Origin of the sequence: Vreelandella titanicae BH1 (genome assembly GCF_000336575.1) — a bacterium.
Taxonomy (GTDB): domain Bacteria; phylum Pseudomonadota; class Gammaproteobacteria; order Pseudomonadales; family Halomonadaceae; genus Vreelandella; species Vreelandella titanicae.
Genome location: NZ_AOPO01000025.1, coordinates 1 through 23,853 on the forward strand (window position 1 = coordinate 1; position 23,853 = coordinate 23,853).

At 57.7% G+C, this 23,853-nt stretch carries 16 protein-coding genes; 7 read left to right on the forward strand and 9 right to left on the reverse strand.

Going from position 1 to position 23,853, the window contains the following annotated elements:
• Window positions 1–34: 34 nt before the first annotated feature.
• The gene (locus HALTITAN_RS23380; protein ID WP_009288574.1) at window positions 35–1,501 is read right to left on the reverse strand and encodes an aminoacyl-histidine dipeptidase; all 1,467 of its coding nucleotides are present in this window, start codon (window positions 1,499–1,501) and stop codon (window positions 35–37) included.
• Window positions 1,502–1,528: 27 nt separating this feature from the next.
• Window positions 1,529–3,616 (reverse strand): tRNA(Met) cytidine acetyltransferase TmcA, encoded by a 2,088-nt coding sequence (locus HALTITAN_RS23385; RefSeq protein WP_039860824.1) that lies wholly within the window; start codon window positions 3,614–3,616, stop codon window positions 1,529–1,531.
• A gap of 434 nt (window positions 3,617–4,050) precedes the next feature.
• On the opposite strand from HALTITAN_RS23385, the gene dctP reads away from it, so the two are divergent.
• From dctP to HALTITAN_RS23405, 4 genes are all read left to right on the forward strand, one after another.
• Window positions 4,051–5,154: a TRAP transporter substrate-binding protein DctP gene (dctP, locus tag HALTITAN_RS23390; protein ID WP_009288576.1), complete on the forward strand. Its 1,104-nt coding sequence runs from the start codon at window positions 4,051–4,053 to the stop codon at window positions 5,152–5,154.
• A 65-nt stretch (window positions 5,155–5,219) separates the two neighbouring features.
• Complete coding sequence (locus HALTITAN_RS23395) at window positions 5,220–5,723, forward strand: TRAP transporter small permease subunit (RefSeq protein ID WP_009288577.1); 504 nt, start codon at window positions 5,220–5,222, stop codon at window positions 5,721–5,723.
• Window positions 5,720–7,057 (forward strand): TRAP transporter large permease, encoded by a 1,338-nt coding sequence (locus HALTITAN_RS23400; RefSeq protein WP_009288578.1) that lies wholly within the window; start codon window positions 5,720–5,722, stop codon window positions 7,055–7,057. The genes HALTITAN_RS23395 and HALTITAN_RS23400 overlap by 4 nt, the downstream gene beginning before the upstream one ends.
• A 177-nt stretch (window positions 7,058–7,234) precedes the next feature.
• Window positions 7,235–8,920 carry an ABC transporter permease gene (locus tag HALTITAN_RS23405; protein ID WP_027958852.1) on the forward strand — a complete coding sequence of 562 codons (1,686 nt, stop codon included), beginning with the start codon at window positions 7,235–7,237 and terminating at the stop codon, window positions 8,918–8,920.
• A gap of 24 nt (window positions 8,921–8,944) precedes the next feature.
• Here HALTITAN_RS23405 and HALTITAN_RS23410 read toward each other — a convergent pair whose 3' ends face one another.
• Window positions 8,945–10,063 (reverse strand): ABC transporter ATP-binding protein, encoded by a 1,119-nt coding sequence (locus tag HALTITAN_RS23410; RefSeq protein WP_039860811.1) that lies wholly within the window; start codon window positions 10,061–10,063, stop codon window positions 8,945–8,947.
• 243 nt (window positions 10,064–10,306) lie between these two features.
• Here HALTITAN_RS23410 and HALTITAN_RS23415 point away from each other — a divergent pair, with 243 nt between their 5' ends.
• Window positions 10,307–11,332, forward strand: a complete 1,026-nt coding sequence (locus HALTITAN_RS23415; RefSeq protein WP_022522061.1) for a Fe(3+) ABC transporter substrate-binding protein — start codon at window positions 10,307–10,309, stop codon at window positions 11,330–11,332.
• A 90-nt stretch (window positions 11,333–11,422) separates the two neighbouring features.
• On the opposite strand, the gene cydC is transcribed toward HALTITAN_RS23415, so the two are convergent.
• The 6 genes from cydC to polA all read right to left on the reverse strand — a co-directional run bounded on the left by cydC (window position 11,423) and on the right by polA (window position 20,668).
• Window positions 11,423–13,168 (reverse strand): thiol reductant ABC exporter subunit CydC, encoded by a 1,746-nt coding sequence (gene cydC, locus HALTITAN_RS23420; RefSeq protein WP_009288580.1) that lies wholly within the window; start codon window positions 13,166–13,168, stop codon window positions 11,423–11,425.
• Window positions 13,156–14,871, reverse strand: a complete 1,716-nt coding sequence (cydD, locus tag HALTITAN_RS23425; protein WP_152419310.1) for a thiol reductant ABC exporter subunit CydD — start codon at window positions 14,869–14,871, stop codon at window positions 13,156–13,158. The genes cydC and cydD overlap by 13 nt, the downstream gene beginning before the upstream one ends.
• Window positions 14,855–14,974, reverse strand: coding sequence for a cytochrome bd-I oxidase subunit CydX (gene cydX / locus HALTITAN_RS24620; RefSeq protein ID WP_051052215.1), 120 nt, complete (start codon window positions 14,972–14,974; stop codon window positions 14,855–14,857). Before cydX ends, cydD begins: the two co-directional genes overlap by 17 nt.
• A gap of 12 nt (window positions 14,975–14,986) precedes the next feature.
• On the reverse strand, window positions 14,987–16,129 hold the full coding sequence (gene cydB / locus HALTITAN_RS23430; RefSeq protein WP_009288582.1) for a cytochrome d ubiquinol oxidase subunit II: 1,143 nt from the start codon (window positions 16,127–16,129) through the stop codon (window positions 14,987–14,989).
• The gene (locus HALTITAN_RS23435) at window positions 16,126–17,697 is read right to left on the reverse strand and encodes a cytochrome ubiquinol oxidase subunit I (RefSeq protein ID WP_039860813.1); all 1,572 of its coding nucleotides are present in this window, start codon (window positions 17,695–17,697) and stop codon (window positions 16,126–16,128) included. Before HALTITAN_RS23435 ends, cydB begins: the two co-directional genes overlap by 4 nt.
• Before the next feature lie 181 nt (window positions 17,698–17,878).
• The gene (gene polA / locus HALTITAN_RS23440) at window positions 17,879–20,668 is read right to left on the reverse strand and encodes a DNA polymerase I (RefSeq protein ID WP_039860814.1); all 2,790 of its coding nucleotides are present in this window, start codon (window positions 20,666–20,668) and stop codon (window positions 17,879–17,881) included.
• 180 nt (window positions 20,669–20,848) lie between these two features.
• On the opposite strand from polA, the gene HALTITAN_RS23445 reads away from it, so the two are divergent.
• Both HALTITAN_RS23445 and speA read left to right on the forward strand, forming a co-directional pair.
• Complete coding sequence (locus HALTITAN_RS23445) at window positions 20,849–21,808, forward strand: homoserine kinase (RefSeq protein ID WP_039860825.1); 960 nt, start codon at window positions 20,849–20,851, stop codon at window positions 21,806–21,808.
• Complete coding sequence (speA, locus tag HALTITAN_RS23450) at window positions 21,805–23,733, forward strand: biosynthetic arginine decarboxylase (protein WP_009288586.1); 1,929 nt, start codon at window positions 21,805–21,807, stop codon at window positions 23,731–23,733. Before HALTITAN_RS23445 ends, speA begins: the two co-directional genes overlap by 4 nt.
• Window positions 23,734–23,853 lie beyond the last annotated feature (120 nt).

The window sequence follows — 23,853 nt, forward strand, 5'->3', positions numbered from 1 at the left end:
ATCTAGGTGCCGTTTTTGTATTCGCGTAGGAGAACTAGCGCTGATCGGCAAGATCTTCAATCAGCGCCCGCAGCATTGACCAAAACTCCTCCACAGAGGCGATCTCTACCCGCTCATCCGGCGAATGGGCGCCGCGAATCAGCGGGCCAAAAGAGATCATATCCAAATGCGGGTATTTGCCGCCAAGAATGCCGCACTCGAGCCCGGCATGAATCACCTTCACCTCCGGCTCACGGCCCAGCAGCGCCGCATGGCGGGCTTTAAAGGTCGCTAGAAGCTCGCCATTCGGATTCGGCGCCCAACCTGGGTAGCTGTTCTCAACTTTTACCCGTGCGCCAATCAATCCAAACAGCGCTTGAAAGCGATCCGCCATGGCCACCACCGCACTGTCGTGGAGTGAGCGTACCAGTGCGCAGAGATGTAACCGGCCATTTTCCAGGCTTAGCACGCCCAGGTTATTGGAGGTTTCCACTACGCCTGGCACATCCGCGCTCATCCGCTCGACGCCACAGGGGGCAGCGTGAAGCGCGGCCAGCAGCATAACGCTGGCGTCCAAGGTTAGCGGCTCCGCGTCGGGTATCTCAGTCAGACGTTGGGCGCTAATTTTAAGGCCGCTGTCGCCACTGCCTAACTCTCTTAACAGAATCGTTTCCAGCCCGGCGATAGACACCATGGCCGCATCCACTTCATCGGCGGGCAGTGCCACCTGGGCAAAGGCTTCCCGGGGAATCGCATTGCGCAAGGTGCCGCCTTGGTAGCTAATCAAGCGCGCATCAAACGCCTCAAGGGAGCGCAGCACTCTAACCAACAACCGGTTGGCGTTACCCAGCGGCTTATGGATATCCGCGCCGGAGTGGCCACCCTTCAGGCCGGTCAAGACGATTTCGATCACCCGTTCGTGGTCGCCAGCGGCGGCACTGGGCAGTTGGGCATCGACTTCAACGTCGGCCCCGCCCGCACAGCCAATATAGACCTGCCCCCGATCTTCGCTATCCAGGTTGAGTAGCAGCGAACCTTCGAGCCAATTTTCAGCCAGGTTCAGAGCGCCGCCCATGGAGGTCTCTTCTTCCAAGGTGAATAGCGCTTCCAACGGCCCGTGGCGTAAATCAGGGTCTTCCAGCACGGCGAGAATCGCCGCCACGCCCAATCCGTTGTCTGCGCCCAAAGTGGTGCCATCGGCGTGCAGCCAGCCGTCGGCCACATAGGTACTGATCGGGTCGCGGGTAAAGTCGTGAGCATGATCGCTGTTGGCCTGGGCCACCATGTCCAGGTGGCCCTGGAGTACCACGCCGGGCGCCTGTTCGCAGCCGGGAGAGGCTGGCTTAAGCAGGCGTAAATTACCGAAGGTATCCCGGTCGTGGGCGAGGCCTTGGGCATCGGCCCAGCTTTCGAGGGTAGCGACGAGTGCCGCCTCATGCCCAGAGGGGCGCGGCGTATTACAAAGCGTTCGAAAGTGGCGCCAAACCAAGGAGGGCTCAAGCGCGTCAAGATGTGCGTTCATAAAGACTCTTCGTTATCGGTAACCGATCTACTTTACCTCAATGAGGCTGTTGACAGCGAGGCGCAGGGATTTCACTGCGTCGTTATGAGCATCCGCCAGAGCGATATTTTGGAACGCCCAGGCAGATAATTGTTGATGTGCCTGCTGTTGTGTCTCAGTTAAAGCGCGGTGGCTGGCTACGCGGGCCAAGGCTTGCAGAGCCGAGCGGGCAAGAGCGGGGTCGCGATGGGCGGTCGCTACGTCCTCGATATCCTGCCACTCGCGGTCACTCAGTGGCATGCTTGGCATTTGAGCGAGCAGCACTACGAGCACTGCTGCGGGTAGCGCCTTGAGTTCAAAAGCCAGCAGAGCTGGGAGCGCCGTCTGGAAGCGCTCACTAAGATCAGCAAGCACCGCCTCGCCCTCTGAATTCAACGCTTTGGCCACCATAACAGCGAACTCCCCGGTGGATGTCTCCCGAGTAATCCCTAAGCGTACCGGCGTAAAACCCAGCGCCAGCCAAAAGCGCAGCAGTGACGCTTCAGCGCCGAAGGTCGCGCCATAAAGTGCAGCACCTTGCTGCTTGGCAGCGTCCATATCCTCGCCTAGTAACGCTTGCCCCAAGCCTTGGCGTCGCCGCTCGGGGTGGGTAGCGATACGTACCACTCGACGCCAGCGGGCAGTCAATGCCTCACGGCTACCGGCATGAGTTGCCAACGATTGCGCCAACAAATGCCCCTGGGGACGTCGTTCACCGCGGGCGACCCGGTCGGCAAGAGTGGCCTCAAAGCCGCCCTCTTCACGGGTGACCAACACCGCTTGAGGTTCACCTGCCTGCTCAATCATGCGTAGCTGAGCACACGGGCTGTCAAGCAGTTGGCGCAGGTCATTGGGAGAGGTGCGGTAGTGCGACTGTACCAGCAGCCCAAACAGCTTCTCCAACATAGCGTCTTGATGGGCGAGGCGAGCTCGATCAATCACCTTGGTTGCCACTGCGCTGCCATCCGTCTGAGCGCTGGGCAGCGGTGCTTTTAACAACAGCAGTTGATTGACCAGAGCTTCCAACGGGTCGCCGCTGCGCCAGCGGATCGGTGCGTTAAGCGTTAGCGCTTTCCACTGGGGCGTCAGGCGATCAAGGGTCGCGCGAAAGCGCAAGGCGAAGCCTCTTCCCGACCCCTCATAGCCGTGCACCGTGGTGGCAAAAGCAATACGCGGAAAGACCGCGAGCCACTGGCCCAACAGTGCAGCGGGAATCGCCGCCGCCTCATCGACCATTAGATAACTGCCATCACCGCCCTGCTGCTGAGCTTTAACCTGCTCGGTGAGCACATCCGGGGGTAAAAACATCAGCTCGCTGCCCTCGGCCAATACAAAGTGGCCGGTAGCGACACGACGGCCATCCGGGCAGAGTTCCGCTACCCGCTCGAACACGCTCTCCACCGCACTCAGCCGCGGCGCAGTGAGCACTACTCGTTGGGCTTTGTGGGTCAGCAGCCGAGCACAGGCAATGCCCAGCGCGGCGCTTTTGCCGCGCCCACGATCAGCGGTTATTACCAACGGGCGGCGGCGCTTTAAGCCAACCAGCTGTGTCACTGCGTAGGCTTGGTCTGAAGTCAGGCAGTCGCTATCGCCACTTGCGGCTTCATCTGCTTTGCGCACAGGCAGTCGAGGTAGATACAGCGTCTGGTCAGCGCGCCAGCGCACTACCTGAGACGAGGCCTGCAACTGGCGCGCTAAGCGCGCCAGGTAGTGGCAGCTCAGCTCTGACCAGCGCCAGGGATGATCAGCAAAACGTGCGTAATCTGGATCCGGTGACTCTCCCCACGGCTGCGGGGTGAGCAATACCAGCAAACCACCGGCGGTGAGCGTTCCCGCCAGCGCCCCCAAGGCTTCGGGATCAAACCCGGTGCGGTGGGTGTCGAGCACTACCAACTGGTGTTCTGCGCCCAGGCGCGTGCGCGCCTTGCGTGGCGACAGGTGTTCGCCCCCCACCCATAACGGCGCACTCCAGGGGTGGGCTTGCCATAAAGCCTGCGCAAGGGATTGGCACTGCTCGGCATCGCCGCTTAGCCACACAAGCTGGCGCCAGCGGCGGCGGGCCAAACGCTGCGCATGATGAACCAACGCCGCCACCATCCGCGCTTGCGGTTTATTCTCTAGCACATGGATATTTAACAAATGATTTCCTGCTCCAGCGCGACTGCTTCCCATCACGTTACCCTATTAAGTGTGTAAGTGTGCCGCTGAGCCTCTTATGGAGCGCTTATGCTACAACTTTGGTTGAACAATTTAACTCCTTTCAACGTTCTTGAGAGACGCAACTACTCATCTCGACGCTTAAAAAACAACATAACTATTTGTTTTAATTAAACCAATAGGGTTTTCCCATAAAAACCAACGGCTGAAATCTCTTACATTATTGATATTGCACTGCAGCGGGGTTGTTGTGCTAATTTAGCTCTGCAGCGCTAAAACCCATGTTTACGTAAACGTAACCCAGCAGCGCTGCACTTTCCTGCATCCAGGTACCCAACACTAATAACGCCACGCGCCAAACCAGGAAATACATCATGAAAACAATGAACAAATTTGCCCTCACCGGCCTTGCCGCTGGTATTGCCTTCGCTGCCTTAACGACCACCGCCCAAGCACAAGAAGAGTGGACAATGACCAGCACCTGGCCGGAAAACCTTGACCTGATCAAGATTGACCAGCACTGGGTGGAACTGGTCAATCAATTGGCGGGAGAAGAGCTACAGATCAATTTCCGTGCCGGCGGTACGCTGATGCCCGGCACAGAAGTATTTGACGCCACCGAAACGGGCAGCATTGAAGCCGCAGGCGACTGGCCGGGCTATTGGGCCGGCTTGAACCCCGCTTTTTCACCACTGGCCACGACCACCAGCCTGTTTAATGGCGTTGATTACCTTAACTGGATTCAGCAGTGGGGCGGCCGCGAGCTGTACGAAGAGATCTACGGCCAGTTCAACATGGTTTATCTGCCTTACGGCATTACCAACAATGAGTCGGGCTTTATGGGCCGCACCCCGATTGAAAGCATTGCCGACCTGGAAGGCAAGCGTCTGCGCCTTTCGGGCCGCGACCAGGGCCGCGTACTCGAAGAGCTGGGCGGCTCGCAAGTCACTCTGGCGGGTGGTGAAGTCTACCAAGCCATTGAACGCGGCGTTATCGATGCGGGTGAATTCTCCACCCCTGGCGTTGATTTTAATGCCGGTTTTGCCGAAGTGGCGGACTACTGGGCAACCCCCGGTTGGCACCAGTCTGCCAGCGTATTTGGCGTAATGATCAATAAAGACGCCTGGGACGCCCTCTCAGAAGAGACCCAAGAGACTCTGCGTATTGCGGCGGATGCCACCATGGCATGGTCACTGGCCTGGTCTGAGCGCCAGTCGACCGAAGCCACACAGAAGTTCATCGACGCAGGCGTCACGATCAATCAGTTCTCTGAAGAAGATTTGGCGCGCATTCAGGAAGTCACCAACGAAGTGATTCTGCGCGGTGCTTGCGAATCTGCTGACCACGCCAAGGTCTACCAGTCGATGATTGCCTACCTTGAGCACTACGCAACCTGGCGCGATGTTTCCGCTCCTTTCAACATGAGTCGCGTGATGGATAACCTGCCCTCACTGGAAGAGATCGAAGCCTGCCTGTAAGGCGCTTCTGTGCCGCCTTGGTGTTTGCCAGGGCGGTTTTTTTGTGCTGACCGCGGAGATCTTCCATGAATGCGATTGCCAAGGCGATCGATGCCATCAATGAAGCTTTTGGGCGTGTCATCGCTCCATTGATTGCCATCATTACCCTGATTGTTCTTTACGATATTGCGTCACGCTTTCTGTTTGGGCGCCCTAGCGACTGGGCATTTGACGTGACCAAAATGCTGTTTGGCGCCCACTTTATGCTAATGGCGGCCTATGGGCTCAAACATCATGCCCACGTGGAAGTCGATATATTAAAACGTCTGCTGTCGCGCAAAAAGCAAGCGGTGCTGGAATTGCTTGGTTACCTGATTTTCTTTGTCCCCTTTATCTGGATGCTGATCACCCTGGGCTGGAGCTTCTTTGAACGCGCCTGGAGCCGCGGTGAAACCACCTATGGCATGGTCTCAATCCCGGTCTACCCGATCAAAGGGGTGATTGTGGTGGCCGCTATCCTGATTCTGCTGCAGGCAATTGCCATTGTGCTGCGTGCCATCATGCAGCTTCGTGAGGAGGCATCAGCATGAACCTAAGTCCTGAAGTACTCACGCTGGTGATGTTTGGCGGCCTGATGGTGGGGCTGTTTATGGGCCACCCGTTGGCGTTTGTGCTAGGCGGTGTAGCCGTTATCGGTGCCTTTCTTGGCCCCGGCGAGCGCATTCTCGGCACCCTGATCAACAATATTTTCGGTAACGCCATGGATAACTATGTCCTGGTCGCGATACCGCTATTCATATTGATGGCGAGGTTCTTAAACGATTCCGGTGTTACTGAGAAGATGTTTGACGCCATGCGCCTATTGCTGGCCAACCTGCGCGGTGGCTTGGCGCTTACCGTGGTCATTGTGTCGGTGCTGCTAGCGGCTACCACCGGTATTGTTGGCGCTTCAATTGCGGTAATGGGCATGATTGCCCTGGTGCCGATGCTCAAGTATGGCTACAACAAAGAGCTGAGCGCAGGCGTTATTATGGCCAGCGGTTGCTTAGGCATCTTGATTCCGCCCAGCATCATGCTCATTCTGATGGCCAGCTACTCACCGGTTTCCGTGGGCGCACTGTTTGCAGGCGCGCTGATTCCCGGCCTGCTACTTGGGGTCATGTATGCACTCTACGTACTGATCATCTGCTACATCAAACCGCACTATGGCCCTAAGGTACCAGCCGAAGAACGCGCCGAAGTCAGCACTAAACAACTGCTGATCATGCTGGCGAAGTATGTGCTTCCCCCCATGTCGTTGATCCTGGGCGTGCTGGGCGCGTTATTTACCGGCGTCGCCACCGCCACTGAAGCATCCGCTATCGGCGTCTTTATCGCCTTTATCCTGTTTATGATCTTCGGCGACCGCAAAATCAGCACCTGCTTCTGGACGATGATAGAGGCGGGCAAGACCACCACCATGGTCATGCTGGTACTCGTCGGTGCCACGGCCTTTACCGGTGTGTTCTCGCGTGGTGGCGGCATGACCGTGATTAGCGACCTTGTGCTGGCAATGCCTGGCGGCACCATTGGGGCACTGATCCTGATGCTGTTCCTGGTATTTATCCTGGGCATGTTCCTGGATTGGACCGGCATCGTACTACTGAGCTTCCCGATCATGCTGCCCATCGTCGAAACCATGGGCGTGGATATGCTCTGGTTCGTGGTGATGGTGGCGGTAGTACTGCAGACATCGTTCCTGACCCCGCCCTTTGGCTATGCGCTGTTCTACTTAAAAGGCGTGGCACCACCTGGGGTCGAAATCGTCGATCTGTACAAAGCGGTCGTGCCTTTCGTCGCCTTGATTCTGCTGGCTTGTACGCTAATGGCGTTCTTCCCATGGTTGATTACCGGCCTGCCTAGAATGCTGTTGGGCGGTTACTAGGCCCTCTGAACTTAAAGCTTAACGTCCAACCATTATGGCCCGCTTCGGCGGGCTTTTTTGCACCACCTACCCGCCTGCAAAGCTGCAGCAGCGCAGCGCCAGTGCTACTATTCACGCCCGTCACTATTTCGCATTAAGTGCGCTGCGCCACTTTACGCTGCTGCAAGGAGTGTTCGTTTGTTCAGATCCGGCTATCGCGGGCTATTCGCCTTCTCCTCTTCACTTAGCCGTCGCGCTAGCCCCTGGTCGATTGCCCTGATAGCAGTGGCATTCGTCGTGGCGCTGCCTGTGCTGGTGGTGTTTGCCCATATCGCAATGCCCACCGATGGCGTTTGGCAACACTTGGCCAGCACCGTACTTGGCCGCTATTTGAACAACACCTTCTGGCTCGTTGTGACCGTAGGACTCGGCACGCTTATCATCGGTACCGGGACGGCCTGGCTGGTGGTCATGTGCCGCTTTCCCGGCAAGCGACTATTCGAGTGGGCGCTACTGCTGCCGTTAGCAGTACCCACCTACGTTATCGCCTACGCTTACACCGACTTTCTCCAATTTGCCGGGCCGTTACAAAGCCTGCTACGCGAGACATTTGGCTGGGAGTATGGCGACTACTACTTTCCCAATATTCGCTCCCTTGGTGGCGCCGCGACGGTGATTACCCTGGTGCTTTACCCCTATGTCTACCTGCTGGCCCGCGCCTCGTTTTTAGAGCAGTCGGTCTGCGTGCTGGATGTGGGCCGCACTCTTGGCCGCGGCCCCTGGAAACTGTTTGCCAGTATCGCCGTACCGTTGGCACGCCCGGCGCTGGTGGGTGGGGTATCGCTGGTTCTGATGGAAACACTTAACGAGTTTGGGGCGGTTCAGTTCTTCGGCGTGGATACCTTTACCACCGGCATCTACCGCACCTGGTTTGGCATGGGTGAACAGGTAGCGGCAGCACAGCTGGCGGCGTGCCTGCTCACCTTCGTGATTGTGCTAGTGCTGCTGGAGCGCTGGTCACGGGGTAAGCGCCGCTACTTCCACACCACCAATCGCTATCAGCAGTTGCCCGAGTACGCGCTGCACGGCTGGCGCGCAGCGGCAGCGACGCTGGCTTGTCTGGTGCCGGTGCTGGTGGGTTTTTTACTGCCCAGCGGCATTCTGCTCAATTTAGCCCTGCAGGGGGGCGATTCGCTATGGGGCTCGCGCTTTATCGGCTACGCCTGGAACAGCCTGGGGCTGGCAACCGTGGCCGCGCTGATCGCCGTAGGCTTGGCCGTTGTGCTGAGCTACGGCGTACGCATGCACGATACGACGTTTGCGCGGGTGGCTTCTCGCGTAGCCTCTATGGGCTACGCGATTCCCGGTTCGGTAGTCGCGGTGGGTATTCTGATTCCGTTTGCCTGGTTGGATAACGCCCTCAACACCTGGCTGAATAATCACTATGGCTACATCGTTGGCCTGGTCTTCAGTGGGTCGGCGTTTATTTTGTTATACGCCTATGTCGTGCGTTTTCTAGCTGTCTCGTTCAATGCCGTTGAGGCGAGCTTAGGCAAAGTAACCCCCAGCATGGACGCCGCCTCGCGCACCCTGGGTCAAACGGCAGGGGGCACGCTGCGCCACATTCATACACCAATGATGCGCAGCAGCCTGTTGGCGGCGGGAATTTTAGTCTTCGTTGACGTCATGAAGGAACTGCCCGCGACGATTATTCTGCGCCCCTTCAACTTCGACACCCTGGCCGTGCGGGCGCATAATCTCGCCTCTGACGAGCGATTGGCCGAAGCATCGACCTCGTCATTGGCAATTGTGGTAGTGGGCATCCTGCCGGTCATTCTGCTTAGCATGGCCATGCGCCGCTCACGTCCCGGCGCTCAGTCGTAAAAGCTAAATGCCAAGCACTAATTGCTAGGCCACAAGGGGAAAAACAAATACCTGTGAAAGGTCGAGGTGAATATCCACCGGCTGCCCCTCCGCGGGTAAAAACACCCCAGGTACGCGGGCGTGCAGGTGGGCCTCAAGGCCGTTTCCACCATGGGCACACAGGTGTAGCAGGCTGGTCCGCCCCAGCAGCTTCGCCATTACCACATGACTATGGCGGTGCTCATCCGCAGGCAGTTCACGCTCAACAATACGCAGCGCCTCAGGGCGAATCATGACCTGGGCGTCGCTGCCTTCCGCTAGCCCACCGGCCGGCACCCGCCCCACGGGCGTGTTAACCGCGCCGTTATGCACCTTGCCCTGTAGCTCATTGACGTCGCCAAAAAAGGTCACGACAAAAGGGTCTTGAGGTGAGCAGTAAAGCTCTCGCGGCGTTCCCGTTTGCACGATCCGGCCATCCCGCATTAGCGCGATGCGATCGGCCATAAACATGGCCTCTTCGGGGTCATGGGTCACCAGCAACGTCGCCGCGCCGACTTTTTTAAGCACGTGCAGCGTATCGTCGCGGATTCGGTCTCGCAGCCGCGCATCAAGGCTTGAAAACGGTTCATCCAACAGCATTAAGCGCGGAGATGGCGCCAGCGCCCGTGCCAGGGCCACCCGCTGCTGCTGCCCCCCTGAAAGCATATGTGGGTAAACATCGATATACGCAGCCATACCCAACTGCTCAAGCAGTTTGGCCGCCCGCTCCCGACGCTCGCGAGAAGCTAAATGTTTAAGTCCAAAGGTGACATTTTCCAAAACGGTTAAGTGGGGGAAAAGTGCCGAGTCTTGAAACGCCAGCCCGACATTGCGTTTCTCCGGCGGCACGTGACGCTGGCCCGGGCCTGCAATATAAATATCCTCTAAGTAAACGTTGCCCTCTTGCAGCACTTCAAGGCCCGCAGCGATACGCAGCAGCGTTGTTTTGCCACAACCAGAGGGCCCCAATAGGCAGACCACCTCACCTGGAGCAACGCTTAAGTCCACCCCTTTGACGACCGTATGGCCATCATAAGCGTGGCGTACATTACGCAGGGTTAACGCCGAAGAGCCAGGCGCTGCTTCAGCAGCCCTTCTTTCAGTTACCTTTAGAGTTGCCGTCATAAATCACCGCTATTAATTAGCACTGTCTGAATAGCACTTTCCAGGTGAGCAAACCGCACCTCTAAAAGACTAAACGCGGATTCAGTACATTTGAAAGTTGTTTGCATTCTATTTTTAATTGCCCCGATATGCACGTACCACCTTTTGGGTAGGCATTTGCTCTTGACTGAAGGCATACGAAACGCTTCAATAACAATGTTAATAATGTAACTTATTATCATTCAATAAATAAGGATGTGCTTGATGAAAACCGTACGCTTTGTTGCTCCGATGGCAGCGATGATGGTGGGCGCTACGTTTGCCGGTCAGGTCGTGGCAGACGAGCTCAACCTTTACTCCGCACGCCACTACGACTCTGACGAGCGCCTCTACGATGCGTTCACCGAAGAGACAGGCATCGAAGTCAACATCCTTGAAGGCGACTCCGATCAGCTGATCGAGCGCATTCAGCGCGAAGGTGTGGCCAGCCCTGCAGACATCATGCTCACCGTCGATGCTGGCCGCCTCTGGCGCGCTGAAGATGAAGGCATCTTCCAAAGCGTCGAGTCGGACGTTCTCAACGAGCGCCTGCCCGAAGCCATGCGCCACCCTGACGGCCTGTGGTTCGGTTTTAGTCAGCGCGCACGGGTTATTTTCTATAACCGTGAAAACTTCGATCCGAGCCAGATCACTAGCTACGAAGACCTTGCCGACCCGCAGTTTGAAGGCAAGGTGTGCATTCGCTCTTCCAACAACATTTACAATCAGTCGCTGCTGGCCGCAATGATCGAGCACCACGGTGAAGAGGGTGCTGAAGAGTGGGCCCAGGGCGTGGTCAATAACATGGCGCGGGATCCGGAAGGTGGCGATACCGACCAGATTCTGGGCGTGGCCAGCGGCGAGTGTGACATCGCCGTGGCTAACCACTACTACTATGTTCGCCTGCTGAAGTCTGATGACGACGCCGAGCGCGAAGCCGCCCGCAAAGTGGGTATTATTTTCCCCAACCAGGATGACCGCGGCACTCACGTGAACGTTGGCGGAGCCGGTGTGGTGGAAGGTGCGCCTAACCGCGAAAACGCCATTCGCTTCCTCGAATACCTGTCTTCCGACACTGCTCAGGAAATTTTCGCCTCCGGCAACAATGAGTTCCCGGTAGTTGACGGCATCAAGAAAGACCCGGTGCTGGAATCCTGGGGCAACTTCAAAACGGATGACGTGAACATCAGCGTGCTAGGTGAAAACAACCCTGAAGCGATCCGCATTTTTGATCGCGTCGGCTGGCGTTAAGCCCCCCTGCCCGCATTGAAGGAAGAACCTCGCTAGGCAAAAACCACCTAAGTAGAGGCTAGAAACACCCGCAGCTGCGGGTGTTTTGCGTTATAGCGCTTCTAAACATGCTGGCACTGGCGGAAAGCGCCGGGGACGACCATCTTCCTGCATATAGAGGGTACGCACCTGACTTTCAGGCAGCTCTAATGGCACGTGGCTAGAAATAACCAGAATCCCATGCTGTGCGCGGCGCACAAGGCTGGTGACGACATGACGCCGAGTTACCGCGTCAAGCCCGGCTAACGGCTCGTCGAGCAGCAGAATGGGCCGTCGCGCCAGCAGCACCCGTCCCAGGGCGATACGTCTCGCCTGACCTCCAGAGACGGCTGCTCCATACTCGCCCAAAGGTGTCTCAAGCCCCTGGGGCAACCCTCGCGCCCAGGTGCCTAGCACCAAATCATCAAGAACGCTCCACAGCTCACTATCACCGGCATGACGGGCACCAAGGCGTAGATTTTCCGCCAGACTCATGTCAAACAAATCCCACTGTTGGGGCAGATAGCCGACGGCGTTGTGCATTGACCACTGCTCAATGGGATAACCATTAAGGCAACACTCCCCGGACAGCGGCAGCAACTCGCCGGCCAATACCTGCAACAAGGTCGATTTGCCACACCCCGAGGGGCCACGTAAACAGAGTATTTCACCGCTCTTCAACGCCAGGTTGATACGTTGCGGCCCCACCAGTGCTCCAGGCAGGCGTGCTGTTAATTGGCTGACATTTAGTTGCCAGCTGGGCGGTGTGATTTCAACCTCCTCAATAGCGGCTTGCGCCCTAGGCGCCCCTTCCGACAGGGCATTGAGGCGATTCCGTGCGGCAAGGCTCGCGCCCAAGGCAAGAAAACTATGGGTCAGTGGTGCCAATATTTCCCCTAATGCCAGGATCGCCAAGACGGCGGCTAACAGCATTGGCACCGTCAAATGGCTGGCCGCTAACAGTGCTTCTGCCTGCCATAGCACACTAACGATGGCAGCTCCCAGCGCCACCTGCTGCAACGCGGTGGTCAGGCTGGCAAGCAGTTGCTGGCGCTCCTGATGCGCCAAGTAGTCGGCGTCCCATTTTTTCACTCGTTGGGCCATCTCTGGCCATCGCCCCCACAGCACTAATGAGGTAATGGCTGCCAAGGGCTCAATCAGTGCCACCCGACGACGCTCAGCAAGTTCGGCACTCTGGCGTGCCTGATCAATACCACGCCATAACGCCAGTAACGGCAACCCCAGCCAGGCTAACAGCACTCCCGGCAAAGCAGCCCACATCAGGGTGCCACTCAGCCAGTAAAGCCCTGCCATGACAACCACCACCATTAGCCCGGCCCAGCCCCAGGGCAGGAGCGCCCGTAATACCACCTGATCAAGCTGGTCTATATCGGTCACAAGGCGATGCATAGCGTTGGCCGTGCCGTGGTGAGAAGGACTGGAAGCCGCCTGCAGTAATGGCTTTTTCCCCAATGCCATGAACAATCGACAACGCAGATCCTTCAGCAACCCTAGCGCGGCATCATGGGACGCTAGGCGTTCACCGTAGCGCCCGGCCGTGCGCACAATGGCGCACAGACGAATCAGCGCTGCGGGGCGAAAATAGTCGAAACCGAAGGCGGTCGCCGTCATCGTACCGGCAACCGCCGCCGCGGTAATAAACCAACCCGAGATAGCCAGCAAGCCAATCACAGCCAGCAGCGTGGCGGCGCCTAGCAAGAACGCCAGCGACCAGCCGCCACGCCGAAGCAACAGCAAATCACGCAGCCGGATAGTGGGAGGTTGTTCTACAGAGGGGGTCTTGTTTAATCGCAGCATGTCATGACCTCTTTCGATGACAGCTCAATTTGCCGATCGACCCACTCCAGCCCCGCCGACTCGTGACTGACGATAAGCACGCTACGCCCACGGCTAAGCTTTCCGATCAATGCATTGAGTTGCCAGGCGGCATCCGGATCAAGGTGGGCCGTGGGCTCATCGAATAGCCATAGCGCTGCATCACGAAGCAGCAACTGCGCCAATCCCAAACGTTGTAGCTGGCCACCGGATAGCCCCTGTCCGCGCTCGCCCAGCTGCGTGGCAAGCCCATTACCGCGAAGCAGAATCGGCCACAGGCCAACCAGGGTCAGAACCTCAATAAGCTCTTGATCTGTTTTATCCGGAGCCGCCAAGCGCAGGTTATCTGCAATGCTGCCAGACTGGATCGGTGGTTGCTGACTGAGGTAGCCAAGCTGGCGTTGCCAGGTGGCGCGGGGCCACTGGGCAAGTTCGCAACCCTTCGCCTCCAGGCTGCCCTGGTAAGCGCTAAATCCCAACAACGCATGCAAAAGGCTCGACTTGCCCACTCCGCTTTCGCCCTGCACCAACACCCTTTCGCCCGCCGCCAGCGTGAGGTTAAGCGGAGCCAGACGAAGACGACCGCCTTCACCCCGAACACTCAGCTCGTTACACTCCACGGTGAAAGACTCGACGTTTCTCGCTACCGGGGGTAGCGGTGCCTCTTGAGGCTGCCAAGTGTCAGCTTCCAGCAGAGGCGTCAACGCCTGCATGGCACCGATTGCTTCCGCCCGAGCATGATAGTCAGTGCCCAATTGGCGAAGCGGCGCATAGAACTCGGGCGCCAGCAGTAAAATAAACAGCGCCCCCTGATAGGGTACCGGCACCTCCGCTTTCGCCCAGGGCAAAAGGCCAAGCAGCCCTAAGCCGAGATAAAGCGCCACCAAGGCAATCGCCAGCGCGGCAAAAAACTCCAGCACCGCGCTGGATAGAAAGGCAAGTCTAAGCACCCGCATAGTACGCCCACGGTAGGCGTCACTCGCCTGGGCGACCTTGGTCTCTGCTTGGTCAGTTGCTCCCATGCGCTGTAGCGTCGCCATCCCACGAACCAGGTCGAGGAAGCGGCCCCCCATACGCGCCAAGGCGACGAACTGCTGCTGACTGGCACCCGCAGCAGCACGTCCCACCAGGATCATAAATAGTGGCACCAACGGCGCGGTCATTAGCATCAATCCCGCGGCCAGCGGGCTATAAAACGCTACCACCGCCGCTATCAGGCAGGGCACTAGTACCGCCAGCAAGCTCTGTACCCGATAGCGGCTAACGTAGCCGTCCAAGGCATCCACCTGCTCCAGCACCTGAGTGGCCAAGGCGCCATCACTGCCAAATTGGCGCCTAACCGGCCCAAGGTGGCCAAGCTGCGTTAATAACTGGCTGCGTAAGGCGTCACGAGCACGCAGGCTGGCCTGACGAGACAGCCATTCCCGGCCAGCGTGGAGAAAAGGGCGTAGCACCATGCAAATGGCCAGCCCTGCTAGCCAAACCGTCGGATGGCCCGGCGACTCCCTACCCTGCCAAAGCAGTAACCAATGGTGAAAAATAGTGGCCAACAGCCAACTCTGGGCAATCAGCAATACCACGCCGATCATCGCTAGCAGCGTGGCGCCCCGCAACCACCAGCGTTGTGGGGCAAGGCAGCGGTTCAGCCGCTGCCGCGGGTCATTGGCTTCAGTCGCTCCGCTCATGCTCGGATTCGCCTTCATAGCCATTCACTTCAAGCCACATGGCGTTAAGAATGCTGACGGTGGCCGCCAGCGTGACACCCAAAATCCAGGCGAAATACCACATACGATACCCTCCTCAGTAAAGCGCTTTGTCGTTATCACGAATAAACTGCTCGTTCAGGCGTCCACGCATGACCCAGTAACTCCAGGCGGTATACAGCAGCACCAACGGCACGAAGATACACACCACCACAAACATGATCTTGAGCGTCAACTCGCTCGCCGTGGCATCCCACATGGTCAGGCTATGGTTGGGGTTCAGCGACGACGGCATCACGAAGGGAAACATCGTAACGCCCGTTGTGACCACCACCATGGCCATGGCGACAGCCGAACTGGTAAATGCCAGCGCGTGGCGTCCCAGCTTCATGGTCAGCGCGCAGAGCACAAAACCTAAGACGCCCAGTACTGGCAGTAGCCACAACAGCGGGAAGCGGCTGTAGTTGGTCATCCAGCCGCCAGCACTCACCGCCACGATTTTACCAGTGGTATCGTTGTACCCCTGGGTATCGATTACGCTAGTCACTTGGTAGCCATCAACGCCCAGGAGCAGCCACACCCCACCCAGCACGAACAGTGCCGCGCATATCAGTGCTGTCAGGCTGCCGATGGCCGCACTACGGCTGCGCAGTTCACCCTCAGTTTTAAGCTGCAGCCAAGCCGCTCCATGGGTGACGAACATCAGCAGGCTCAACAACCCGGCCAATAGCGCAAAGGGGTTTAATAGGCCCAGCAAGCCGCCCTGATACTCCAGGCGCAGATAGTCATCGAACTGGAAGGGAACGCCTTGCAAGAGATTGCCAAAGGCGACACCAAAGATCAGCGCGGGAACGGCGGAGCCGATCGTCAACCCCCAATCCCAACGACGGCGCCATGTAGGATTTTCCAATTTGGAGCGATAATCAAACGCCAGGGGGCGAAGAAAAAGCGCGAACAGTGTCAGCATCAAGGCGAGATAGAAGCCGTTGAAGGCCGTTGCGTAAACAGGTGGCCAAGCGGCAAACAGTGCGCCCCCTGCGGTGACCAGCCAGACCTGATTACCGTCCCAATGGGGTGCCATAGAGTTGATCATCACCCGGCGCTCCTCATCGCCGCGCCCGACAACGTTGAGCAAGGCGGCAACGCCCATATCAAAACCATCGGTGACCGCGAAGCCCACCAATAGCACGCCGATCAGCACCCACCAGACAAACCTAAGGGTTTCGTAGTCCATCATCATGCCTCCCGTGCTGGGGTTGAGATTGGATAGTCAGACTCAGCGTCATCATCCAGGTAACCGCTACCGGAGGGCCCTTTGCGGGCAAAGTGTTGCATCAGCCACATTTCGATGATGACGAAGGTGGTGTAGAGGACGCCAATAGAAATCAGGGTAAACAGCACCTGCTCAGCAGTCAGGCTGGAAATGGCCAAGTGCACCGGCAATATCTCGCCGATTGCCCACGGCTGACGCCCATATTCGGCCACGAACCAGCCCGCTTCACAGGCAATCCAAGGCAGCGGTAGGCTGAACAGCGCGAAGCGAAGTAGCCACCGGGACTTCTCTGGCTGACGACGTACGCTATGCCAGAAGGCCAGCGCAAACAGCAACAGCATGCTAAAGCCCGCGGCGACCATGGCCCGAAAAGACCAGAAAAGCGGCCAAACCTTGGGAATCGACGCTTCAACGGCTTGATCAATTTCGGCAGTGGTCGCATTGGCTACATCGTCGCTATAGGCACTGAGCAGTAGCCCATAACCGAGATCGCTGCGCACTTCCTCGAACCGAGCCATATCCCCTTCGCGCTCTTCATCACTGCGCAAGCGCTGCATGAGAGCGTAGGCCTCCTGGCCATTGACGATGCGCTCGCGGTGCTCTTCCTTAAGCTCTCGAATACCCATCACTTCGGTATCCAGCGAGCGCGTGGCGATCAAGCCCATCACGCCAGGTATGCGGATGGCAAAGTCGGTATGTTGTTCCGCCTCGTTGGGGAGCCCAAATAGCGTGAAAGCCGCAGGCGCGGGATGGGTTTGCCACTCTGCTTCGATGGCGGCCAGCTTGACCTTCTGCACGTCCCCCAGCTCATAGCCAGACTCATCGCCCAGTACAATGACCGATAGCGCGCTGGCCAACCCGAAGGCAGAAGCAATCGCAAAGCTGCGCCGCGCAAAGGCAATCTCACGCCCCTTGAGCAGGTACCAGCTTGAAATTGCCAACACGAAAATCGCCCCGGTGACGTACCCCGCTGACACGGTATGCACAAATTTGACTTGGGCGACGGGGTTGAGCAGCACCTCTGCAAAGCTGACCAACTCCATACGCATGGTGGCAAGGTTGAGCTCTGACCCCACGGGATGCTGCATCCAGCCATTGGCTACCAGAATCCACAGAGCTGACATATTGGTCGCCAAGGCCATGAGCCAGGTAACCGCCAGGTGCTTCTCTTTTGACAGGCGGTCCCAACCGAAGAAGAACAGCCCGACCAGGGTCGACTCAAGGAAGAACGCCATCAAGGCTTCTATCGCCAGGGGTGCTCCGAAAATATCGCCGACATAGTGAGAGTAGTACGACCAGTTAGTGCCGAACTGGAACTCCATGGCGATACCGGTCGTTACCCCTAACGCAAAGTTAATACCAAACAGCTTGCCCCAGAATTTGGTCATCTGACGATAAATGGTTTTACCGGTCATGACATAGACCGACTCCATGATCGCCAGCAGTATCGACAGCCCTAGCGTTAAGGGTACAAACAGGAAATGCACCATCGCCGTAAAGGCGAACTGCAACCTGGATAATTCAACAATGTCCATGAGTGACTCCCGATGGATAGCGTAAACACACCCTTCGCCCCACCGGGAAGCCACAAACAGCTGCTAACCCAGGCAAAGCGATGTGTATAAGCTTATTCCTCCACCTGAGTCAAAAATTTGATCCTGGTCAATTCCTTATCTATGCATGTTGCGGTTGCGACAAAATGCCCTTATCACCTGGCTAGTGCGCCTCATCCCAATTGGCGCCGCTCTCCGCCTCTACTATTAGCGGCACTTTTAGCGCTGCCGCACCCTGCATGCGTTTTTGCACCTGCTCGATAAACGCCTCGACCTGCTTCTCGGCCACTTCAAATACCAGCTCATCGTGCACCTGCATGACCATCAGCGCGTCGAACTCACCTTCTGCCAGCCATGCATCCACGTCGATCATCGCCTGCTTGATGATATCCGCCGCGGTGCCCTGCATCGGTGCGTTAATGGCGGTGCGTTCGGCGCCTTGACGGCGGTTGCGGTTTTGCGACTGGATTTCCGGCAGGTAGAGCCGCCGACCCAGCACGGTTTCGACAAAGCCATCTTCCCCCGCCTGGGAACGGATGCGCTCCATATAGCGGGCCACGCCGGGGTAGCGGTCGAAGTAGCGGTCGATGTAGGTCTGCGCCTGATTGCGTTCGATATGCAGCTGGCGCGACAGCCCCCAGGCGCTCATGCCGTAGATCAAGCCGAAGTTAATCGCTTTGGCACTGCGCCGCTGGTCGCCCGACACCTTATCAAGGGAGGTGCCAAACACTTCCGCCGCGGTAGCAGTGTGGATATCACGCCCCTCGGCAAAGGCTTCCAGCAGGCCTTTGTCCTCGGAAAGGTGCGCCATAATACGCAGCTCGATCTGGGAATAGTCCGCGGCAACAATGCGATAACCGGGGCGGGCGATAAACGCCTGACGAATTTTGCGCCCCTCTTCGGTACGAATGGGGATATTCTGCAAGTTCGGGTCCGACGACGACAACCGGCCGGTGGCGGTGACCGCCTGGTGGTAGCTGGTGTGCACCCGGCCGGTGGCTTTATTGAGCAGCCTAGGCAACTTATCGGTGTAGGTCGACTTCAGCTTGGCCAGCCCCCGATGCTGCATAATCACCTTGGGCAGTGGGTAATCCAGCGCCAACTCTTCCAGCACACCTTCCGCAGTAGAGGGTGCGCCTTTAGGGGTTTTCTTGAGCACCGGAATTTTCTGCTCTTCAAACAGAATCTGCCCTAACTGCTTGGGTGAGCCGAGATTAAATTCGCGCCCGGCCAGTTCAAACGCTTCGCGCTCTAGCTCGCCAATACGCTTTTCTAACTGCTGGCTCTGCTTGTGCAGTAGGTCAGCATCCACCGCCACCCCATTACGCTCAATGCGCGAGAGCACTTTGATCAGCGGCAGTTCGATATTATCCAGCACTTCTGCCAAGCGCCCCTCGTTTTCGACCTGTGAGCGTAGCGTTTGCTGCAGCCGTAGGGTGATATCGACATCTTCGCAGGCGTAAGGCGCCGCCTGCTCCAGGGCAATCTGGTTAAAGGTGAGCTGCTTGGCGCCCTTACCGGCAATCTCTTCAAAGGAGATGGTCTTTTCACCCAAATACTTGAGCGCCAGCGAATCCATATCGTGCCGGGTGGCGGTGGAATTGAGCACATACGACGCCAGCATGGTGTCAGCAAAAGGGCCTGCCACGGAAATCGCATAGTTGGCCAGCACGGAAATATCGTACTTGAGGTTTTGGCCAATCTTGGTTTTTGTCGGGTCTTCCAGCAGCGGTTTTAGCGCCGCCAGCACCGTTTTACGGTCAAGCTGCTTAGGCGCATCCAGGTAGTCGTGGGCAAGCGGAATATAGGCCGCCTCACCCACTTCCAGCGACAAGCCAACGCCAACAATTTCCGCATCCATGTAATTAAGGCTGGTGGTTTCCAGATCGAAACAGAAGCGCTCGGCGTTTTGCAGCCGATCCAGCCAGCGCTCGAAGTCTGCCTGTTCGAGGATGACCTGATCCTCACGAACAGAGGCTTGCACAGAAGCGCTCGCCCCCTCGGACTCGCTACCACCTTCTTCAGCGCTTACGGGCGCAGGCTCGCCGCCTTTAACGTCATCCACGCCTTCGTCTTTGCCTTCCAGCAGCTCACCCAGCCACTGGCGGAACTCCATCTCTTTATACAGGGTGACCAGCGCTTCGCGATCCGGATGAGCAATATCCAAATCATCCAAGCCCACCGGCAACTCGCAGTCGACTTTAATGGTGGCCAGCTGATAGGAGAGAAACGCCTGATCGCGATGCTCTTCAAGCTTCTTGGGCAGAGTTTTGGCGCCCCGGAAAGTGAGCGTTTTCACTCGCTCTAAATCGCCGTAAATGGTCTCCAGCCCGCCGCCCATGCCCTGCAGCAGGCCAATAGCGGTCTTTTCACCCACGCCGGGCACACCGGGAATGTTATCGACCTTGTCACCCATCAGGGCGAGAAAATCGATAATCAATGCGGGCGGCAGACCGAATTTTTCTTCTACGCCCGCCTCATCCAGGGTTTCATCCTTCATGGTGTTCACCAGAGTGATATGGGCATTAACCAGTTGCGCCATATCCTTATCGCCGGTGGAGATCACTGCATCGCGGCCCGCCTGGGTGGCGTGATGGGCCAGGGTGCCAATCACATCGTCCGCCTCTACGCCGTCAACGCAAAGCAGCGGCAGGCCCAGCGCCTTCACGCAGGCGTGCAGCGGAGCGATCTGGCTGCGTAGGTCATCGGGCATCGGCGGGCGGTGCGCTTTATAGTCGCTGTACAGCTCATCGCGGAAGGTTTTGCCCGGCGCGTCAAACACCACCGCCATGGGGCTTTCGGGGTAATCCTTAATCAGCCGTTTGAGCATATTCAACACGCCTTTCACCGCGCCCGTTGGCTGACCATTGGAGGTCGTTAGCGGCGGCAGCGCATGAAAGGCACGGTACAGATAGGAAGAGCCATCGACGAGGACGATCGGAGCGCGAGCCATAACCAAGTTCCATTGTTAGATAGGATTGCTTAAAAAGAATTGCCAATAAGAGTGCCTCACATGATACGCGTTGCACAGGCAGCCTGTAGAGCCAAACTCGACTCTCTTATCACAACAACGCTGCCAACTGAGCGACCAAGCCGCTACAATAATGGGCTTAGCAACCTGGGCGAGACTCTCATGGCTGTATTTACTCCGCTTAGCGACGCACAGGTCGCCGCGTTTTTAGAAAAATTTGATGTGGGCAGTTTTGTTTCCCTTAAGGGAGTCGCGAACGGCACCGAAAATTCGACTTTTTTTGTGACTACCGACCGCCGCGAACTGGTATTAACCCTGTTCGAACAGGGCGAACACGCAGAACTGCCGTTCTTTGTCGAACTGCTGGACTATTTGGACGAGCACCGCTTACCGGTGCCCGGCACCATTCATGACCGCGAAGGTATCGCGCTGCATAGCCTGGAGGGCAAGCCGGCGTTGCTATTCCCGCGCCTGCCTGGCCGCCATCCCGAGGCGCCCAATGTAGCCCAGTGCCATGCCTTAGGCGATACTTTGGGTCATCTGCACGTGGTGTCAAAGCGTTTCCCCGGCCACCGCCCCAACCCGCGGGATCTCAACTGGCTGCAGGTGATGCACCATAAAGTATTGAGTTACCTAAGCCCCGCGGATCAAACGTTGATGAAGGATGAAGTCGACGATTTCGAGAGCGCCTTTATGCGACACGGTGAGCTGCCCCAAGGCGCCCTGCACGGTGATCTGTTTCGTGACAACACCCTGTTTGAGGGTGACCAGCTTGGCGGTATTATCGACTTTTATAATGGCTGCACTGGGGATCTTCTGTTTGATCTGGCGATTGTGATCAACGACTGGGCCTCTAACGACGATGGCACGCTCAACGCTGAGCGCTACAATACGCTGTTGAGCGCCTACCTGGCGCGCCGGCCGTTAACGGCGGATGAACGGGAGCTGTGGCCCACCATGCTGCGCATGACGGCGCTGCGCTACTGGCTGTCACGCCTGCTGGTGGTCTATGTTGATCCCCCGGCCCACGATTTGACGCCTCACGACCCCGAACGTTTTCGAACCATATTAACTGCGCGCATTGCCCACGGAGCATTGCCGCTACCTGAGGTTTCTGCATGAGTGTGATGGCGACGACTAGCCCTGCCCTTCGCGCACGGCGCACCTGGAATATCGATCAATGGGGTAGTGGTTACTTCGACGTGGATGATCAAGGTCAGGCCCTGGTGCGGCCGCTGGGTAGTGATGCGGAAGGCCCGGCGCTACCGCTGAGCGGCTTGGTTCGCCAGTTGCAGAGCGCTGGGCTGCGGTTGCCTGTGCTGGTACGCTTTAGCGATATTCTTCACGACCGGGTGGAGCAGCTGTGTGGTGCTTTTGATGCCGCCATGAGCGACTGCGACTACCAGGGCGGCTACACCGCCGTTTACCCGATTAAAGTGAACCAGCAGCGCAGAGTGGTGGAAGAGATTCTGGCCACCGCCGAGCGCGGCAACGGCCGTGTGGGTCTGGAAGCGGGCAGCAAGCCCGAGTTGCTGGCAGTGCTGGCTTTGTCTGACGGCGGCTCTTCGCTGATCGTCTGCAATGGCTACAAAGATCGCGAGTATGTGCGCTTGGCGCTGCTGGGTGAAAAGCTCGGGCACAAGGTCTATTTGGTGGTCGAAAAGCTCTCCGAGCTGCAGTTGATTTTGGAAGAGGCGCGAGAACTGGATGTTACCCCGCGTATTGGCCTGCGCGCCCGCCTTGCCTCGGTAGGTAAGGGCAAATGGCAGAATACCGGCGGTGAAAAATCTAAGTTCGGTCTCACCGCCAGCCAAATTCTCGAGGTGGTAGACACCCTGCGTCGCGAGGAGGCGCTGGAAAGCCTGCAGCTCGTGCACTTCCACCTGGGTTCCCAGATCGCCAATATTCGCGATATTCAACGCGGTCTGCGTGAGTGCGCGCGCTTCTACCAGAACCTGATGCAGTTGGGTGCGCCAATTGACACCGTCGATGTAGGTGGCGGCCTGGGTATCGATTACGAAGGCACTCGCTCGCGCAGCTTCTGCTCAGCTAACTATTCGATGCGTGAATACGCCCGCAACGTCGTCAGCGCCTTTGCCCAGCTCTGCCAAGAGGCGAACCTGCCACAGCCTCATCTCATTAGCGAATCCGGCCGTGCGCTAACTGCCCACCACGCGGTGCTGATCACTAACGTGATTGGCGAAGAGCGCATCGACGACACGCCGCCTGAACGGCATTCGGCAGGCGAGAGCCAAGAAGATGCCCAAGTAGAGCTGCTGTGGCGGGTGTTCGAGCAGTTAGCGACCGCCCAAGAGCCGCGCATGCTGGTGGAAGCGTGGCACGATCTGCTTCAAGCGGTTAGCGAACTGCAGGAACGTTTTGTGATGGGTTTGAGTGACATTACCGCCCGCGCTGAAGGTGAGCGGGTGTATATGGCTGCCTGCACACGGCTGCGCACTCAGTTGGATACTCGTAACCGTGCCCATCGCGAAATCATGGATGAACTGGCGGAGAAACTCGCCGATAAACTGTTCGTCAACTTCTCGCTATTCCAGTCGGTGCCTGATGTTTGGGGCATCGAGCAGATATTCCCGGTACTGCCCCTTAGCGGGCTGGATCAAGCGCCCACCCGGCGGGCAGTGATTCAGGATATCACCTGCGACTCCGACGGCCGCATCGACAGCTACGTCGACGGCCAGGGGGTCGAGAGCACCCTACCGCTTCCCGAGTGGGCTTCAGACGATGAACGCTGGCTAGGGTTCTTTCTAGTGGGCGCCTATCAGGAAATTCTTGGCGATCTACACAACCTGTTTGGCGACACCGACTCCGTTGATGCTGCGCTCAATGCCGACGGCGAGTGGACACTATCTAACCCGCTGGCCGGGGACTCGGTGGCCCAGGTACTTGCCTACGTCAACTTCAATGCCAATGTGCTCAAGCAGAAGCTCACCGACCAGCTAGCCGCCAGCGGCTTTACTGCCGACGAGCAAGCGCGCTTTGCGGCGAGCTTAAGCGAAGGTCTGGAAGGCTATACCTATCTTGAATAACCGATCTTGAAAACCAGTCTTGAATAGCCCGTACTGAATGGCACGTATTGGGTTACGCCAAACAGAAGCGCCACCCTGTTTTTGGGGTGGCGCTTCTTCACGATCCAACACTGTCCAGCA